The following is a 17,495-nucleotide window of genomic DNA, read 5'->3' on the forward strand; positions in this document are numbered from 1 at the left end:
AGTTGTTCCCGAGGGTAATCCCGGGGCGAGGCGGAGTGGGATAGCTCGAACCGTTGAACCTTGTCTCTGATGGCAGGGTTACACATGGGTGAATGGAGCCCCCGTGATCAATGTGTTTCAGCCCAGCCTGGGTCAGGAAGAACTCCAAGCTCTCGCGGAGGTTTTCTCGGACAACTGGCCCGGGCACGGGGCGCGGACCGCCGGGTTCGAGAAGGAGTTCGCGGACCATATCGGTGTGCCCGGCGAAAACGTGCTCTTTCTGAACAACGCCACGGCGGGACTTTTCCTCGCCATGGAGCTGCTGATGTTGAAGCCCGGCGACGAGGTGGTCCTGCCCTCGGTGAGCTTTGTGTCGGCGGCCAACGCCATCGCGGCCACCGGTGCGGTCCCCGTCTTCTGCGACGTGGACCCGCACACGCTCAACCCCACCGTGGAAGACATCGAGAGCGCGCTGACGCCCAGGACACGAGCCGTGTGCGTGCTGCACTACGGCGGATACCCGGGGGAGGTGGCCCGGATCGCGGACCTGTGCCGCAGCCGTGGCATTCCGCTGCTGGAGGACGCGGCCTGTGCCGTCGCCTCCCGTGTGGAGGGGCGGTCCTGCGGCACGTTCGGAGAGTTGGCTACCTGGAGTTTCGACTCCATGAAAACCCTCGTCACCGGAGACGGTGGAATGCTCTACGTACGGGACGAGAAGCTGATGGCAACCGCCCGTCGACTGGCCTACTACGGCACTGGACAGCGGAGTGGCTTCACCTCCGCACGGGTCTCCGACCGGTGGTGGGAACTGAACGTGGAGGGGTTCGGGCGGCGGCTCATCGGAAATGATCTGACGGCGGCGATAGGCCGTGTACAACTGCGCAGGCTGCCCAATTTCATTTCCTCCCGTGAAAAGGTCGCGGCACGCTACACCGCGTCGCTGGCCGATATGGAAGGCGTGCGGCTCCCGCCTCCCGCGCCGTCCGGCCACACCCTTTCCCACTATTTCTACTGGGTGCAACTGGACAGCAGTATTCGGGACCAGGTGGCCGCGGACCTCCGGGACCGGGGTATCTACACCACGTTCAGGTATCCGCCGCTGCACCGGGTCCCGGCATACGGATCCCGAAAGATTCTGCCGGCCACCGACCGGGCGGCCGAGGAGACCCTGCTGCTGCCCCTTCACCAGGGGCTGTCCGAGGAGGATGTGGAGCAGGTGGTGCGCGAGTTCAGGGCGGCCGTGGCCCGGCGGGGCGGTGGGGGCACGTGAAGATCCAGACCACCGCACTCGAGGGGGCGTACGTCGTCGAGCCCGAGCACCTCGACGACGTACGCGGCACGTTCTACGAGGCGCTGCGCACCGAGGAGCTCCAGCGGGTCACCGGACGGTCCTTCTCCGTGGCGCAGGTCAATTACTCGGTGTCCCGGTACAACACCCTGCGCGGCCTGCACGGCGTCACCGATCCGCCGGGGCAGGCGAAGTTCGTCACCTGCGTACGGGGCGCGCTGCGTGACGTCATCGTCGACCTGCGGCCCCAGAGCCCGACGTTCGGCGCCTTCCACATGAGCGTCCTCGACGCCGCCCGGGGGAACGCGGTCATGATCCCCGAGGGGTTCGGGCACGGCTTCCTCGCGCTGACGGACGACACCTGCGTCTGTTACCTGCTGTCCACCGCCCATGTCCCGGGCACGCAGATCGACATCGACCCCCTGGACCCCGAACTGGCTATCCCGTGGGGGTTCGAGGAGCCTCCGCTCATGTCGCAGAAGGACGCGCGGGCGCAGAGTCTGCGCTCCGTGCTGGCGTCCGGAGTGCTCTCTTCCAGCTCCCCGAAGCCGTGATTGACCTCAACTGCGGTTGAGGTCCTAGGGTCTGAGCGACCCCCACGGGCCGATCCCGTCGGCCGTCACCGAAAGGAAGAGTGCTGATGCAAGAGAGCTCGTTACGGGCGACCAAACGGGAGTGGATCGGCCTGGCCGTACTCGCGCTTCCCTCCATGCTGGTCACGATGGATCTGACCCTGCTGCACCTGGCGGTGCCGCAGATGAGCGCGGACCTGAACCCCAGCAGTTCGCAACTGTTGTGGATCACGGACATCTACGGCTTCCTCATCGCCGGATTCCTCGTCACGATGGGCACGTTGGGCGACCGCGTGGGACGCAGGCTCCTGCTGATGCTCGGTGCCGGCGCCTTCGGTGTGGCCTCCGTCCTCACGGCGTACGCCGAGACGCCGGAGATGCTCATCCTGACGCGCGCCGTGCTGGGCGTGGCCGGAGCGTGTCTGGCTCCCTCCACCCTGTCGTTGATCCGTAACATGTTCCCCTCACCCACCCAGCGCACCACCGCGGTCACCATCTGGTCGACGAGCTTCATGCTGGGCGGCGCACTGGGACCGGTGGTCGGCGGCGTCCTTCTGGAGTACTTCTGGTGGGGCTCGGTCTTCCTGCTGGCCGTACCGGTGATGGTGCTGCTGCTCGCCCTCGGCCCCTTCCTGCTGCCGGAGTACCGCAACCCGCAGGGCGCGCGGGTCGACCTGATCAGCTCACTGCTGTCGCTGATCGCCGTGCTCGCCGTGATCTACGGCCTCAAAGAGGTGGCCAAGTACGGCCTGGAACCTGTCCCGCTCGTGGCGATCCTGGTCGGCGCCGCCGTTGGCTACGTTTTCGTGCGGCGTCAGCGCACGCTGGCCCACCCGCTGCTCAACCTGAGCCTGTTCACCAACCGAGCCTTCAGCGCCTCCCTGTCGACCCTGCTGCTCACCGTCATGTTCCTGATGGGGATCCAGTTCGTCATCGCGCAGTTCCTGCAGAGTGTGCTCGAACTCTCCCCGCTCGACGCAGGGTTGTGGCTGCTGCCCGCAGTGATCTCCGGCATGGTCGCGGCCCTGGCCGCCTCCGGCATCGTCGCCAAGGTGCGCCCGGCCTATGTCTTCGGTGCCGGGATGATCCTGGCCGCCGTGGGGTTCATGGTTCTCTGGGGAGTCTCCGCGGACTCCGGGCCCGGCGTGGTGATGCTGGCGTCGATCCTGATGTTCGCCGGTCTGGCCCCGGTCTCCGCGCTCGGAATCGACATGATCGTCGGCGCCGCACCGCCGGAGCAGGCCGGACCCGCCGCCGCGATCTCGGAGACGTCCAACGAGTTCGGTGGCGCCCTCGGCATCGCCGTGGTCGGCAGCATCGGCACCACCGTGTACCGGAGCAGCATGGCCGACAGCTACCCGGACGGCGTGCCCGCCGGTGCCGACGACACGCTGGCCGGGGCGCTGGAAGCCGCAGCGCGCATGCCGGGTGTGGCGGGCGAGGCCCTGGCCGCTGCGGCACGCGACGCATTCGCCAAGGGCCTGCAGGTCAACTCGTTCGTGGCCATGCCCCTGATGCTCCTCATGGCACTGGGCGTCGCCTTCCTGCTTCGGCAGGTGAAGCCCGCCGCGCACGAGGAGGAGACGTCGGCCACCGCCGAGCAGGTCGTCCCCGCCACCGGCGGAACAGAAGTTTCGACGATCCGGTAAGAGCCACACCGCACAACAGAAGCCAGCCCGCACGTCTCACCTTCGCAGGGGTGTCGCCTCGCCACGGGGCGGCGCCCCTGCTTCCTATGCGCCGCCGTGGTCCGCCGCACGCGGCACGTGGCGGAGGAGAGGAAAGCCATGAAGGCCCTGGTGCTCGCGGGCGGAGCGGGAACCCGCTTACGCCCGTTCAGCTACTCGATGCCCAAGCAGCTCATACCCATCGCGAACAAGCCCGTCCTCGCGCACGTCCTAGAGAACATCAGGGACCTGGCCGTGACGGACGTCGGGATCGTCGTGGGTGACCGCTCCTCGGAGATCGTCGAGGCGGTCGGCGACGGATCCCGATTCGGCCTGAGGATCACGTACATACCGCAGACGGAGCCCCTGGGACTGGCGCACTGCGTGCTGCTCGCCCGCGACTTCCTGGGTGACGATGACTTCGTCATGTATCTCGGCGACAACATGCTCCCCGAAGGTGTCAGGGACATCGCCGCCGAGTTCCGCGCGCGGCGGCCGGAGGCCCAGGTCGTCGTGTACAAGGTGGCCAACCCCCAGGCATTCGGCGTCGTCGAACTCGGGGCGGACGGTTCTCTCCTGCGGCTCGTGGAGAAGCCGCACGTGCCACGCAGCGATCTCGCCCTCATCGGCGTGTACTTCTTCACGCCGGCCATCCACGAGGCGGTCGCGGCGATCAGCCCGAGCGCCCGCGGGGAACTGGAGATCACCGACGCCGTCCAGTGGCTGCTCAACAGTGACGCGCAGGTGACGGTCAGCAGGTACACGGGCTACTGGCGGGACACGGGACGGGTCGAGGACGTCCTGGAATGCAACCGCGACCTCCTGCGGGACCTCAAGCACTCGGTTGAGGGCGTGGTGGACGAGTCCTGTCACATCCGCGGGCCGATCGTCGTCGAGGCTGGCGCCCGCGTGACCCGCTCATGCATCGACGGGCCGGCCATCATCGGCGCCGGCACCGTCGTGGAGGACAGTCACATCGGTCCAGACACCTCGATCGGGCGAGGGTGCGAACTTCGGGGCACCCACATCGACTTCTCCATCGCCCTGGACGGTGCCCGGATTTCGCACGTGACCGGACTGCACGGTTCGCTGATCGGTCGTGGCGCGACGGTCGGACCCCGGACCGACCAGACCGCGCACCACCGGCTGGTCGTCGGTGACCACACACACATCGAGGTGTCGGCATGAGGATCATGGTGACCGGCGGCGCCGGTTTCATCGGTTCGCACTACGTACGCACCCTCCTCGCCGGAGGGTACCCGGGAAGCGACAACGTCTCGGTCACCGTGCTGGACAAGCTCACGTACGCGGGCAACCGGGCGAATCTGCCCCCGTCCCATCCGTACCTGGATTTCGTACACGGCGACGTGTGCGAGCCGTCCCTGCTGCGGGACCTGCTCCCAGGACATGACGCCGTGGTGCACTTCGCCGCGGAGTCCCATGTGGACCGGTCCGTCGCGTCCTCCGGGGAGTTCATCCGGACGAACGTCGGCGGCACGCACGCCATACTCGACGCGGTCCTGGCCACGGGCGTTCCTCGGGTCGTGCATGTCTCCACCGACGAAGTGTACGGATCCATCGACCAGGGGTCCTGGACGGAGGAGTCGCCGCTCCTGCCCAACTCCCCGTACGCCGCGAGCAAGGCGGCCGCCGACCTGGTCGCCCGCTCTTACCACAGGACGCACGGCCTGGACGTCTCGATCACCCGCTGCTCCAACAACTACGGCGCCTACCAGCACCCGGAGAAGCTGATCCCCCTGTTCGTCACCAACCTGTTCGAAGGACGGACCATCCCGCTCTACGGCACCGGTGACAACCGGCGCGAGTGGCTGCACGTGGACGACCACTGCCGCGCGGTGCACAGCGTGCTGCTCGGCGGCAGGGCCGGCGAGGTCTACAACATCGGCAGCGGCAGCGAGTACAGCAACCTCGCGGTGACGGAACTGCTCCTCAAGTTGTGCGATGCCGACCGTTCCATGATCCGCCACGTCACGGACCGCAAGGGGCACGACCGCCGCTATGCGCTCGACGACACCAAGATCCGTGAGGAACTGGGCTACGCGCCCGCGGTCTCCTTCGCCGACGGACTGGCGGACACAGTCGACTGGTACCGGTCGAACCCGGCCTGGTGGAAGGCGGCCTGGTGGAAGGCGGCGAAATACGGAACCGACGGCGAGCAGGCCACGGACGCTCACGCCGTCGGCACGCGGATCGCGGAGCACGAGGGCGTGGCCCGGTGATCGGGCAGCGCACGGCCGCGGTGGGCCCACGCTTCTCGGAGCGGATCCTGCGGCCCCGGGCGGACGCCGCGCACGCTGAGCGTGTAGCCGCCTCGTTGGCCGCGCGGGACAGCGCGGTGAAACCCACTGCGGAGGTGACCCGATGGCTGGAGAAGCGGCGCGACGCCCACGCCTTCCGGGTGCGCCGGATTCCCTTCCGCGAGCTCGACGGCTGGCACTTCGCCGCGGACACGGGCAACCTCGTCCACCGCAGTGGACGGTTCTTCACGATCACGGGACTTCATGTGTCGGTCGAGGGCGACCGCACGACGTCCTGGCGGCAGCCGGTGATCTGGCAGCCCGAGACCGGGATCCTGGGCCTGCTCGCGAAGGAGATCGACGGCGTTCTGCACTTCCTGATGCAGGCCAAGATGGAGCCGGGAAACCCCGGCATGCTCCAGCTCTCGCCGACCGTCCAGGCCACGCGCAGCAACTACACGCGGGCCCACGGAGGAGCGAGGGTGAAGTACCTCGATTACTTCGTCAGCCCCGAGCCCGGCCGTGACCACGTTCTCGCAGACTCCCTCCAGTCCGAGCACGGCTCGTGGTTCCACCAGAAGAGCAATCGCAACATGGTGGTGGAGACACGGGACGACCCCGTCGTGGACGAGGACTTCTGCTGGCTGACCCTCGGCCAGATCGGTGAACTCCTCCGCCTCGACGACGTGGTGAACATGGACGCGCGCTCGGCGCTCGCCTGTGCGCTGCCCGACGACGGCCCGCAGGCGCTGCACCCGGACACCGACGTGGTCTCCTGGCTGACCGCGGAGAGGTCCCGGCAGCTGCTGCTGGCCCGTCCGACGCCGCTTCGCGAGGTGGCGGGATGGACCCTCGGCGAGGAGGCGATCGAGCGCCCCGACAGCCGCTACTTCCGGGTGGTGGCCGTCGCGGCGGAGGCACCCACCCGGGAGGTGACCGGCTGGTCCCAGCCCCTGGTCGAGCCCTGTGGCGAGGGGATTGCCGCCTTCCTGACGCGCCGTTTCGGAGGCGTACGGCACTTCCTGGCGCAGGCCCGCGTCGAGGGGGGACTGGTGCACGGGCCGGAGATCGCGCCCACAGTCCAGTGCACACCCGGCAACTACGCGCACCTTCCCCCGGCTGAGCGTCCCTTGTTCCTGGACACCGTCCTGGCCTGCGCCGAAAGCCCTCGGATCCGCTACGAGGCGGTCCACTCCGAGGAAGGGGGACGGTTCCTGAACGCGCAGAGCCGTTACCTGGTCATCGAGGCGGACGAGGAGCAGGCGCCCCTCGAACCGCCGCGCGGCCACCGCTGGGTGACGTACGGCCAGCTCGCCGCCCTGGCCCGGCACGGGCACTACCTGAACGTCCAGGCCAGGACCCTGCTCGCCTGCATCGGCACCAATCCCGAGTTGCAAGGAGACGCCCTGTGATCACCGATTCCACAACGGAATCCATGGCCTACAGCACCGAGCACGCCGAGATATACGACAGGATCCACGCGAGCCGCGGCAGGGACTGGGCCGCCGAGGCCGACACTCTCGCGGACATCGCCCTTGAGCTGCGGCCCCGGTCGGCCTCCCTCCTCGACATCGCCTGCGGCACGGGTGAGCACCTGCGGCGCTTCGCCGAGCGCTTCCCCACCGTGGCCGGAGTGGAACTCTCCCAGGGCATGTGCCGGATCGCCCAGGGGAAGCTGCCCGCGGTCCCCGTCCATCAGGGTGACATGCGCGCGTTCGAGCTGGGGCAGCGCTTCGACGTCGTCACCTGCATGTGCTTCTCGCTGGGCTACATGACCTCGGTCGACGAGCTGAACCAGGCCGTCGCGAGCATGGTGCGGCATCTGAACCCCGGTGGTGTCGTCATCGCTGAGCCGTGGTGGTTCCCGGAGAGGTTCCTCGACGGGTTCGTGTCAGGCGCGGTGACCCAGGACGAGCACGGCGTGATCAGCCGCGTCTCGCATTCCGTCCGGGAGGGGCGCAGGAGCCGTATGACCGTCCGCTACACGGTCGCCAACCCGGCCGGCATCAAGGACTTCACCGAAACCGAAGTGCACTCGCTGTTCACACGCGACGAGTACGAGACCGCCTTCCTCCTCGCTGGTGTGAAGGCGGTGTTCCGCGAAGGCGGGCCCAACGGGAGGGGCCTGTTCGTCGGGACGCACACGTGATCCACGGCCACCCACACCCCGAGGAGGACCCATGCGTGTCATGATCGCGACGTTCCCGTCGACCTCGCACCTCTACCCCGTCATCCCTCTCGCCTGGGCCCTGCAGAGCGCGGGCCACGAGGTCTGCGTCGTGGGCCACCCCGGTATGGGTTCGGACGACATGGCGGCCACCGTAACCGCTGCCGGAGTGATGGCCGTACCCGTGGGGGAGAGCGTGGCCACCGCCGACGTGGAGGCGGCGGAGGAGGGCAGCCACCTCGACATCCCACCCGACGCCTTCGCCCTCGACGTGCTGACCAGCGGCCCGGCCGAGTGGGAACTGCTCCAGGAGCGGCTCCTGTCGATCATCGGCCAGTGCTATCCGCTCGGCGACAACAAGGGCATGGTCACCGATCTGATCGACTTCGCCCGCTCATGGGGGCCCGACCTCGTGCTGTGGGACCCCCTGTGCCTGCCCGCCGCGGTCGCGGCACGGGTCGCCGGAGCCGCCCACGCCCGCGTCCTCTGGGGCCAGGACAAGATGGGATGGGTCTGGGAGCGGGCCAGCGGACGCTCCGCCGAACGCGACCCGATGGCACGGTGGATGCGGCCCCTGCTCGATCGGTACGGGCTCGACTTCTCGGAGGAGATGCTGCTCGGCCAGTGGAGCGTGGACCTGGTCCCGCAGGCGGCGCGGCTCCCTCTGGACACCCGTACCGTGCCGCTGCGATGGGTGCCGTACAACGAGGCGTCAGTCGTCCCCGAATGGCTTCGGGACCCCCCGGAGCGCCCCCGTGTCTGCCTGACCCTGGGCGTCAGCTCGCGGCACCTGTTCGGGAAGGACACCGGCTTCCCGCTGGAGGAGATGCTCGACGTCGTGGCCGGCTTCGACATCGAGGTGGTGGCCACACTGAACCGGGCGCAGCTGACGGGCCTCGACCGGATCCCGGAGAACGTTCGTACCGTGGACTTCGTCCCGCTCAACCAGTTGCTTCCCTCGTGCGCGGCCATCGTCCACCACGGCGGCTGGGGCACCTTCTCCGTCGCGGCCACGCACCGGGTGCCGCAGCTCATCCTCCCGGTGCCCACGTGGGACGAGCGGGTCGCCGCGCGGTACGCGGCACAGCGCGGCGCGGGCCCGCTGCTGCACCCTGCGAAGCTCACCCCGGACGAGCTGGGCCGGCAGCTCCGCCGTGCCCTAGAGGAGCCCGGCTTCCGGCAGGGCACGGCTGAACTCCAGAGCGACCGTCTGGCCGCACCCTCGCCGGCGGAGGTCGTCCCCGTCCTGGAGCGGCTGACAGCGCATCACCGCGGCCTGCCGCCCGGCTGAGCCGGTCCGGGACCCGCTCGGCAGCGCATGGCCGAAACCGAGGAGTGAGCGATGGAGTACACACAGCTGGGTCGCACCGCCCTGCGCGTCAGCCGACTGTGCCTGGGCACGGTCAACTTCGGCGGCAGGGTTGACGAGGAAGCGGGTCACCGTCTCATGACCCGGGCGCTGGAGCACGGGCTGAACTTCCTGGACACCGCCGACATGTACGGCTGGCGCGTCCACAAGGGCTACACCGAGGAGACCATCGGCCGCTGGCTCGCCGGCGACCCCACGCGCCGGGACCGCGTCGTGCTGTCAACCAAGGTGGGCAACGAGATGTCCCCGGCGCCCAACGACAGCGGGCTGTCTGCCCGTCACATCGTCGCCTCCTGCGAGGCGTCGTTGCGGCGGCTGGGTACTGACCGGATCGACCTCTACCAGATGCACCACATCGACCGCAGCGCGCCCTGGGATGAGATCTGGCAGGCGATGGACCTGCTCGTCAGCCAGGGCAAGGTCCTCTACGTGGGCTCCTCCAACTTCGCGGGCTGGCATGTCGCGATGGCACAGGAGGCGGCGCTGCGCCGGCATTCGCTGGGACTGGTGTCGGAGAGCTGCGTCTACAACCTGGTGACCCGCCAGGTCGAACTCGAACTGCTTCCCGCGGCCCGGGCCTACGGCATGGCGGTGCTTCCCTGGTCCCCGCTGCACGGCGGTCTGCTGGGCGGCGTCCTGGACAAGCTCCGCGAAGGTACGGCCGTCAAGTCGGCACAGGGCCGTGCGGTGCCGGCGCTCAAGGAGCACGAGCAACGCATCGAGTCGTACGAGAACCTGTGCAGGGAGATCGGCGAGCCGCCCGCCCGGGTAGGCCTGGCCTGGGTGCTGTCGCGCCCCGAGGTGACCTCGCCGGTGATCGGACCCCGTACGGACGAGCAGTTGGACGGTGCGCTGGCCGTGCTGGGGCTCCGGCTCGGCCCCGACGTCCTGAGCCGTCTGGACAAGCTTTTCCCCGGGCCGGGTGCCGAGGCGCCGGAGGCGTGGATCACCGCGTGAGCCGCCCGCACCCTCGCGTCGCCCGGTCGCCGTGTGCGACCGCCCTGTCCCGTGCCCAAGGCGCGTGCGACGTGTCCTGTTCATCCCGTTTCACCCCTTTCGCACCGATACTTCCGAGGAGCCATGCAATCGAGATATCCGGCGTCGGCCGATCCCGTGCCGTACGCGCGTCGTTGCGCACAGGCGTTGAACAGCCTGCATTCCATCCTCTACTTCACCGCCGACCTGCGTGAGGAACTCGCTCCCTTCGGCGTCGAGGAGCACTCCAGCGTCTACATGGCGGGCCGTGCCGCGCCGCTCGGGGCGGTCGGCTCCGAGCTGGTCACCGGCGTGTTCAACTCCTTCGCACCCGGCTTCGTAGCCTCCAGAGTGCCCGGAGTATGGGACAGCGTCTCACCGGAGCGGGCCGTCGAGGCCCGCCAGAAGGCCGCGGGCACGGTTCTGCAGCGCCTGCTGGGACGGGCCGTCGTCGACTCGCGGGCTATGGCGGATGCAGCCGAACTGGCCACCGAGGCCGCCGCGGCGGGGCTGCTCGCAGGCCGGCCCCTCCACGCCGCCAACGCCGCCCTGGCCCGGCCGGACGAACCGCACGTGGCCCTGTGGCACGCCGCGACGCTTCTGCGCGAGCACCGCGGGGACGGACATGTCGCGGTGCTCGACTGGTTCGAGGTCACGGGCATCCGGTCGCTGGTCATCGACTGCGCCAGCGGTCACGGCATGCCGAAGGAGATCGTCATGCCGATGCGCGGCTGGACCGAGGAGGAGTGGTCGGCTGCTCGCGACCACCTGGCCGCGAGCGGCCTCATCGACGGCCAGGGCAGGCTGACCGCGCAGGGAGCCGAACTGCGCGACGAGATCGAGTACGACACCAGCAGGCTCGACCGGCAGCCCTACGAGGCCCTGGGCGGCGAGCGCACCGAGAAGCTGGCGAGGTTCGTACACGGACTGGTCAACAGCGCGGCGGACGCCGGAGTGTTCCCTCCCCCGCTGCGTGACTTCTTCGCCCCGCCCACCGAGAAGTGGAACGACCTGTGAGGCGCGCCGCCCGCAACGCGTGCGACCGCCCCCCCCCCCCGGAGAGAGGACCGAACATGACGTCAGCCCTGGCACCGGGCGTTCCGGCACTGTTCTCGCCCGCGTACTACCAGAATCCGCACCCCACCCTGACCTGGCTCCGCGACCATTCCCCCGTCCACGAGTTCCTCTTCCCGGTCGGCGAGGTCCGGACCTGGATGGTGACGCGGTACGACGACGTCAGGGCGGTCCTCGCCGACTCCCGGTTCAGCGCGGAGACCGGCGCCTGGGCGGGCGACGACTTCCGTGAGGCGGGGCTGGTCAGCGCCGCCGGGACGATCCTCGAGCGGGGCATCGCCGTCATCGATCCGCCGGACCACACGCGACTGCGCAGGCTGGCGATGAGTGCGTTCACCACCCGACGGGTCGAGCAGTGGCGGGACACCGTACGGTCCGTCGTCGACCACGTGCTGGACGACTGTGCCCGGCGCGACACCTTCGACGTGATGGACGACTACGCGGGCGAGGTTTCGGCCGGGGTGCTGAGCGCCATCCTCGGCTTCCGCATCGAGCGGCACCGTGAACTCGTCACCGCCCTCAACGAGGCGTTTCCCTCCGACCCGGCCCTGATGCACCGCGTCCCGGCGGCGTTCGGCAGGATCTGCGAGTACGCCGCGGAACTCGTCGAGGACAAGCGGCGCCACCCCGCCGACGACCTGACCTCGGCCTTGATCCAGGCCCGCGACGAGGACAACCGGCTCGACGGCGACGAACTGACCGGCCTGGTCGCCGCATTCATCATGGGCGGCAGCGACACGGTACGCGGCTTCATCGGCAACGCCACCTACGCGCTGCTGGACAATCCCGGGGAACGCGCCCGGTTGCGCACGGGGCCCGGCCTGGCCAGGAGTGCCGTGGAGGAACTGCTGCGCTACGAAGGAGCCTTGCACACGGCGCTGTTCCGGGTCACCACGGAGCCGGTGGAACTGTCGGGCGTCAAGCTGCCCGCTGGCGCCCCCGTGATCGCCGGGCTGCTCGCGGCCAACCGCGATCCGCGGCGCTTCGCCGAGCCGGACCGCCTCCGTTTCACCGGCGAGAGCCCGCGCCACGTCGCCTTCGGACACGGGCTGCACAACTGCATCGGCGCCGCCCTGGCGCGGATGGAGGGCGAGATCGCGATCCCCGCCCTGGTGACCCGCTTCCCCGGCCTGACGCTCGCGGTGCCCCGGGACCAGGTGCACTACATCGAGAACTGGGCCATCCGGCGGCTGACCTCGCTTCCCGTCACCCCGCGGGCGGAGCACGGAGAGCCGTGATGCGAGCCGTGGCACACGTGGACCGGACACTCTGCTTCGGCACCGGGATGTGCGAGGCGATGGAACCCACGCTGTTCGAGCTAGCCGACGACGGACACGCCGTCTTCCGCACCACCGGGAACGGGGAGAGCGAGGGGCACGACGTGGGTGACGACACCGAGCTGACGCGGCTGCGGGAGATCGCCGAGTGCTGCCCGGCCGGCGCGATCACGGTGACCACGACACAGAGCCAGGTACGAAAGGCGCACCCAGGCATGGAATGGGATGTGATCGTCGTCGGGGCCGGCCCGGCGGGGCTCATGCTCGCCGCGGAGCTGCGGCTGGCCGGAGCGGCTGTCGTGGTCCTGGAGAAGGAGGGCGGCCCCAGCTCCGAGTCCCGCGGCATGGGGTTCACGGCCCGCACCCTGGAGGTTTTCGAGCAGCGGGGGCTGCTGGAGAGGTTCGGCCCTCTCGGGAGGGCGCCGGGCGGCCACTTCGGGAGCGTGCCGGTGGACTACGCGGTCGGGGACGGCGCGCACGCGAGCGCCACCGGTGTCTCCCAGGCGCGCACTGTGGCGGTACTGGGCAAGTGGGCGCAGGAACTCGGCGTCGAACTCCGCTACGGGCACCGGGTGGTCGCCGTAAAGGACGAGGGCGGTCAGGTCACGGTCGGGGTGGAGACGGCCGCCGGGGAGCAGCGGCTGACCGCGCCCTACCTGGTGGGGTGCGACGGCGGTCGCAGCCTTGTACGCCGGTCGAACGGCTTCGACTTCCCCGGTACCGACGCGACGACGGAGCTGCTGCTCGCCGACGTCCGCGGCCTGAAGTTGGACCCCCTGTGGTCGGGAGGGCGGCGCCCCAAGGGCATGCTCCTCGCGGCACCGCTGCCCAACGGGGTGATGCGGGTGGTCGTACATGAACGCGGTAGGCCGCCCAGGGCACGTTCCGGGCCGCCCGAGTTTCACGAAGTGGCCGAGGCGTGGCAGCGGGTCAGCGGAGACGACATCTCCGGGGCCACACCCGTCTGGGTGAGCTCCTTCGGGGACGCGGCCCGGCAGGCGAGCGAGTACCGGCGCGGCCGAGTCCTGCTGGCCGGCGACGCCGCGCACGTGCACCTGCCGGCCGGCGGTCAGGGCATGAACGTGAGCATCCAGGACGCCGTGAACCTGGGCTGGCGGCTGGGAGCCGTGGTGACGAGCCGCGCGGATGAGTCCGTCCTGGACGCATACCACGCCGAACGGCACCCCGTCGGCGCGGAGTTGGTGCGCAGCACGCGCGCCCAGGCGGCACTGTTCCTCGGCGGCGAGGAGATGCAGCCGCTGCGCGAGGTGCTCAGCCACATCTTCCAGGGTGAGGAGGCGGCCCGGGAACTGGCCGGCATGGTCAGCGGACTCGACATCCGCTACGACGTCGGCCCGGGCGACCACCCGCTGCTCGGCCAGCGGCTGCCGAGGACCCCTCTCGCCCTGCCGGACGGCGGCCGGGTCACCAGCATGGAACTGCTCCACCCGGCCCGAGGAGTGCTCCTGCTGCTCGGTCCGGACCACAGCCGCACGGCCGTCGCCGAGGGCTGGAAGGACCGGGTCGACGTGGTGACCGCCCGTCTCGCCAACGACCCCGAAGTGAGCAAGCTATCCGGCACGGACGCCCTCCTGGTCAGGCCGGACGGGTATGTGGCGTGGACGAGCGCCGACGGCGACCTCGAGACGGCCCTGCGCCGCCACTTCGGCCAGGCCTCGGTGTGAGCCCCCAGCAAGGACGAACCTTCGTACGGAACACCTCGCGCGCAACCCGGACGTACGGGAGAGGACCAGCCCTCGTGGAGACGACCATGACCGACAGCGTTGCCGAACAGACCACCACGCCGGACATCGCGCGCCCCGACGCCCGCGCGGTCTTCGTCAGCCACTGGTACGTGGGAGACCCCGACCGGGCGCGGTCCGTGCTCGACGAGGTCACGGACGCCTGGCGGCGGGCCCCGTGGCCCGAGGAGGTCCTCACCTTCTCGTGCTACCTGAGCGTGGAGGGCGACACGGTGATGACATACACGCAGTGCTCCGGTGCCACCACGTACCGGCGGTTTGTCGGTGCCCTGCCCGTCGCCGTCGCCCGTAGGGAGCCCGTCGAGTACCGGCTGCACCGCAGCGTGGTGACGGAGCTCGCGGCCGAGCCGCCGGGGGCGCTCGTCACCGCCATGTTCGACGTGGACGGGCCCGAACGCCAGCGGTTCATCGTGGATTCCATCGCACGCCGGCTCGAGGAGGCGCCGGCGGACGAGCACGCGGGCATGATCGGCTCCCATTTCCACCTGAGCGTCGACGGGACACGGGTGACCAACTTCGCGGAGTGGACGACCGACGAGGCACACGTCGCGTTCCTGGAGGGCGGCACACGGCACGGCAATCTGCGGGTCACGGAACAGACGCCGGGCGTGCGCCCGATCGGCTTCAGGCGCTACCACCTGCACCGGAGCCTCGGCTCGTGAACGTCCGGAAACCGCCCTCAACCGGGCCCGATCAGGCACCTCGGGAAGGTTAACCTGCAGGCGGGGCAGAGGAGTTCGCGCTTGTGAAGGCCATGCCCCGGACAGTTCCCGACACCGAGGAGAACCCGCGCATGACCCCTCCGACGACGGCCCCCTTCCCGGACGTCAGCCGCTCCGACTGCGGCATAGTCCTGGTCACGCCGCTGTACGTGGGCTCAGCCGACGCCCAGCGTGCCGAGGCCGAACGAGTCATGGCCCCCTACCGGGAAGGACCGCTCCCGGAGGGCATGCTCTCGATGAGCGTCTTCACCTGCACCGAGGCGGAGAACGTGCTGACGTACGCGCAGTGGACCTCCGACGAGGTCTACCGCGAGTACGTCCGCGACACCGGCCGGTACGAGAGGGAGCCCGACGCCGTCGAACCCGTCCGGTACCGGCTGTACCGGGGCCGGGTCCTGGAACCCGGAAGCGTCCCCACTCTGCTCGTTCCACCTGTCTTCGACGTCGACGGCCGGGAGCGGCAGCGGCGCGCGGCGGACAACCTGCTGGACGGACCGCTCGGCACGCCGTTCCCCGGCCTGGTCTCCTCGCACTTCCACATCAGTGTGGACGGCACGCGAGTTCTCAACTGGGCGCAGTGGGTGGACGAGGAGTCCCACGAGCGCTTCATGCAGAGCGAGCGCCCCAAGGAGTGCTTCGAGGCGCTCACCATGCCCGGAGTTCGCGGCATCGGGGGCAAGCGCTACCGCCTGGCCGACTCGGTGGTGCGCTGACAGAAAGACATCCGCTTCGGGACAGAGCGCTCCGAACGGGCTGACATTGGTGGGCAGGGCCCCTGTCCGAACGGCGATCCCTCGGATCAGTCGTCCGGACAGGGGCCCTGCGCGTGCCGGACGACCGCCGGCCGTTCGCCGCCTGCCCGTGTGGACGCCGGCCCTGGGTCAAGGAGGAGATGCAGATGGACACAGATGTGATCGTCGTGGGCGCCGGTCCGGCCGGGCTCATGCTCACCGGCGAGCTGCGCCTGGCAGGCGTGGACGTCATCACGCTGGAGAAACTCCCCGAACGGACCGGCGAGTCACGGGGACTGGGTTTCACCGCCCGCACGATGGAGGTCTTCGACCAGCGTGGCCTGCTGAGCCGCTTCGGGGAGGTGGAGACCAGCAACGTCGGCCACTTCGGCGGGCTGCCCGTCGACTTCGGCGTGCTCGAGGGCGCCCACCAGGCCGCCAAGACCGTTCCCCAGTCCCACACCGAGGCCGCCCTGGAAGCCTGGGTCGGCGACCTTGGGGGTGACCTGCGCCGCAGCCACGAGGTGCTTTCCGTCACCGGCGAGGGCGACCACGTCACTGCTGAGGTGCGCACTCCGGACGGTGACTCGGTACGGCTGACAGCCCGATACCTGGTCGGCTGTGACGGCGGGCGCAGCATGGTCCGCAAGGCGGCCGGGTTCGACTTCCCCGGCACCGCCGCCACGATGGAGATGTTCCTCGCCGACGTGCGCGGCCTGGAGCTGGCACCCCGGATGATCGGTGAGACCTTCGAGGGCGGCATGGTCATGGTCGGCCCGCTGCCCGGCGGTGTCACCCGGCTCATCCTGTGTGAACGCGGCACCCCTCCGCAGCGCCGTACCACGGCCCCCTCCTACGAGGAAGTGGTCGCCGGCTGGAAGCGGGTCACAGGGGAGGACATCTCGCACGGTGAACCGGTGTGGGTCAGTTCCTTCGGGGACGCCACCCGGCAGGTCACGACGTATCGGCTCGGTCGTGTCCTGCTCGCGGGAGACGCCGCCCACATCCATCTGCCGGCCGGTGGGCAGGGCATGAATACCAGCATCCAGGACGCCGTCAACCTCGGTTGGAAGCTCGCCGCGGTCGTCCGGGGCCGGGCCGGCGAGGAACTGCTCGACACGTACCACACCGAGCGCCACCCCGTCGGCACGCGTCTGCTGCTGAACACCCGCGCGCAGGGCCTGCTCTTCCTCTCCGGACCGGAGATGCAGCCTCTGCGCGACGTCATGAAGGAACTGATCGCGTATACGCCGGTCGCACGGCATCTGGCCGCCATGGTCTCCGGCCTTGAGATCCGCTACGACCTGGGCGGCGGCGACCATCCGCTGCTCGGCCTGCGCATGCCGAACCTGCCGCTGACGGCTGCCCGCGGCGCCACCAGCAGCACCGAGTTACTCAGGCCTGGCCGCGGCGTCCTGCTGGACCTGGCGGACAACCCCCATGTACGGCGCCGGGCCCTCGACTGGAGCGACCGCGTCGACATCGTCACGGCCACCCCGAGGAAGCCCTCGCAAGGGGACCTGGCGAACACCTCGGCCGTGCTGCTGCGGCCCGACGGCCATGTCGCCTGGGCGGCGCCCGGCTGCCACCAGGACCTGCCCACCTCACTCGCACGGTGGTTCGGCCCCGCCCGGACCGCCTGACCCCTCCACC

At 69.7% G+C, this 17,495-nt stretch carries 15 protein-coding genes; all 15 read left to right on the forward strand.

The features are described from left to right. Positions 1 to 103 precede the first annotated feature (103 nt). Positions 104 to 1,249 (forward strand): DegT/DnrJ/EryC1/StrS family aminotransferase, encoded by a 1,146-nt coding sequence (locus F3T56_RS37310; RefSeq protein WP_149829874.1) that lies wholly within the window; start codon positions 104 to 106, stop codon positions 1,247 to 1,249. After that, positions 1,246 to 1,821 (forward strand): dTDP-4-dehydrorhamnose 3,5-epimerase family protein, encoded by a 576-nt coding sequence (locus tag F3T56_RS37315; RefSeq protein ID WP_149829875.1) that lies wholly within the window; start codon positions 1,246 to 1,248, stop codon positions 1,819 to 1,821. Before F3T56_RS37310 ends, F3T56_RS37315 begins: the two co-directional genes overlap by 4 nt. 86 nt (positions 1,822 to 1,907) lie before the next feature. After that, a complete protein-coding gene (locus F3T56_RS37320; protein WP_149829877.1) occupies positions 1,908 to 3,488 on the forward strand; it encodes an MFS transporter in 1,581 nt (526 codons plus the stop codon). A gap of 138 nt (positions 3,489 to 3,626) precedes the next feature. After that, positions 3,627 to 4,694: a glucose-1-phosphate thymidylyltransferase gene (locus tag F3T56_RS37325; RefSeq protein WP_149829878.1), complete on the forward strand. Its 1,068-nt coding sequence runs from the start codon at positions 3,627 to 3,629 to the stop codon at positions 4,692 to 4,694. Beyond that, positions 4,691 to 5,746, forward strand: coding sequence for a dTDP-glucose 4,6-dehydratase (gene rfbB / locus F3T56_RS37330; RefSeq protein ID WP_149829879.1), 1,056 nt, complete (start codon positions 4,691 to 4,693; stop codon positions 5,744 to 5,746). The genes F3T56_RS37325 and rfbB overlap by 4 nt, the downstream gene beginning before the upstream one ends. Continuing rightward, positions 5,746 to 7,176, forward strand: coding sequence for an NDP-hexose 2,3-dehydratase family protein (locus tag F3T56_RS37335; protein WP_425473714.1), 1,431 nt, complete (start codon positions 5,746 to 5,748; stop codon positions 7,174 to 7,176). Before rfbB ends, F3T56_RS37335 begins: the two co-directional genes overlap by 1 nt. 23 nt (positions 7,177 to 7,199) lie before the next feature. Beyond that, complete coding sequence (locus F3T56_RS37340) at positions 7,200 to 7,913, forward strand: class I SAM-dependent DNA methyltransferase (protein WP_149829881.1); 714 nt, start codon at positions 7,200 to 7,202, stop codon at positions 7,911 to 7,913. 31 nt (positions 7,914 to 7,944) lie between these two features. Further along, positions 7,945 to 9,222 (forward strand): activator-dependent family glycosyltransferase, encoded by a 1,278-nt coding sequence (locus F3T56_RS37345; protein ID WP_149829883.1) that lies wholly within the window; start codon positions 7,945 to 7,947, stop codon positions 9,220 to 9,222. 51 nt (positions 9,223 to 9,273) lie between these two features. Then, positions 9,274 to 10,257, forward strand: coding sequence for an aldo/keto reductase (locus F3T56_RS37350; RefSeq protein WP_149829884.1), 984 nt, complete (start codon positions 9,274 to 9,276; stop codon positions 10,255 to 10,257). A gap of 123 nt (positions 10,258 to 10,380) precedes the next feature. After that, positions 10,381 to 11,292, forward strand: coding sequence for an SCO6745 family protein (locus F3T56_RS37355; RefSeq protein WP_149829885.1), 912 nt, complete (start codon positions 10,381 to 10,383; stop codon positions 11,290 to 11,292). A gap of 56 nt (positions 11,293 to 11,348) precedes the next feature. Then, positions 11,349 to 12,587, forward strand: a complete 1,239-nt coding sequence (locus tag F3T56_RS37360) for a cytochrome P450 family protein (RefSeq protein ID WP_149829887.1) — start codon at positions 11,349 to 11,351, stop codon at positions 12,585 to 12,587. Beyond that, complete coding sequence (locus tag F3T56_RS37365; protein ID WP_149829888.1) at positions 12,587 to 14,311, forward strand: FAD-dependent monooxygenase; 1,725 nt, start codon at positions 12,587 to 12,589, stop codon at positions 14,309 to 14,311. The genes F3T56_RS37360 and F3T56_RS37365 overlap by 1 nt, the downstream gene beginning before the upstream one ends. Before the next feature lie 86 nt (positions 14,312 to 14,397). Continuing rightward, positions 14,398 to 15,051: an antibiotic biosynthesis monooxygenase gene (locus F3T56_RS37370; RefSeq protein ID WP_149829890.1), complete on the forward strand. Its 654-nt coding sequence runs from the start codon at positions 14,398 to 14,400 to the stop codon at positions 15,049 to 15,051. 131 nt (positions 15,052 to 15,182) lie between these two features. Next, on the forward strand, positions 15,183 to 15,824 hold the full coding sequence (locus tag F3T56_RS37375) for an antibiotic biosynthesis monooxygenase (protein WP_149829891.1): 642 nt from the start codon (positions 15,183 to 15,185) through the stop codon (positions 15,822 to 15,824). A gap of 185 nt (positions 15,825 to 16,009) precedes the next feature. Next, a complete protein-coding gene (locus F3T56_RS37380) occupies positions 16,010 to 17,485 on the forward strand; it encodes an FAD-dependent monooxygenase (protein ID WP_149829892.1) in 1,476 nt (491 codons plus the stop codon). Positions 17,486 to 17,495: the final 10 nt, after the last annotated feature.

The sequence above is a fragment of the Streptomyces tailanensis genome (assembly GCF_008386495.1).
Taxonomy (GTDB): Bacteria; Actinomycetota; Actinomycetes; order Streptomycetales; family Streptomycetaceae; genus Streptomyces; species Streptomyces tailanensis.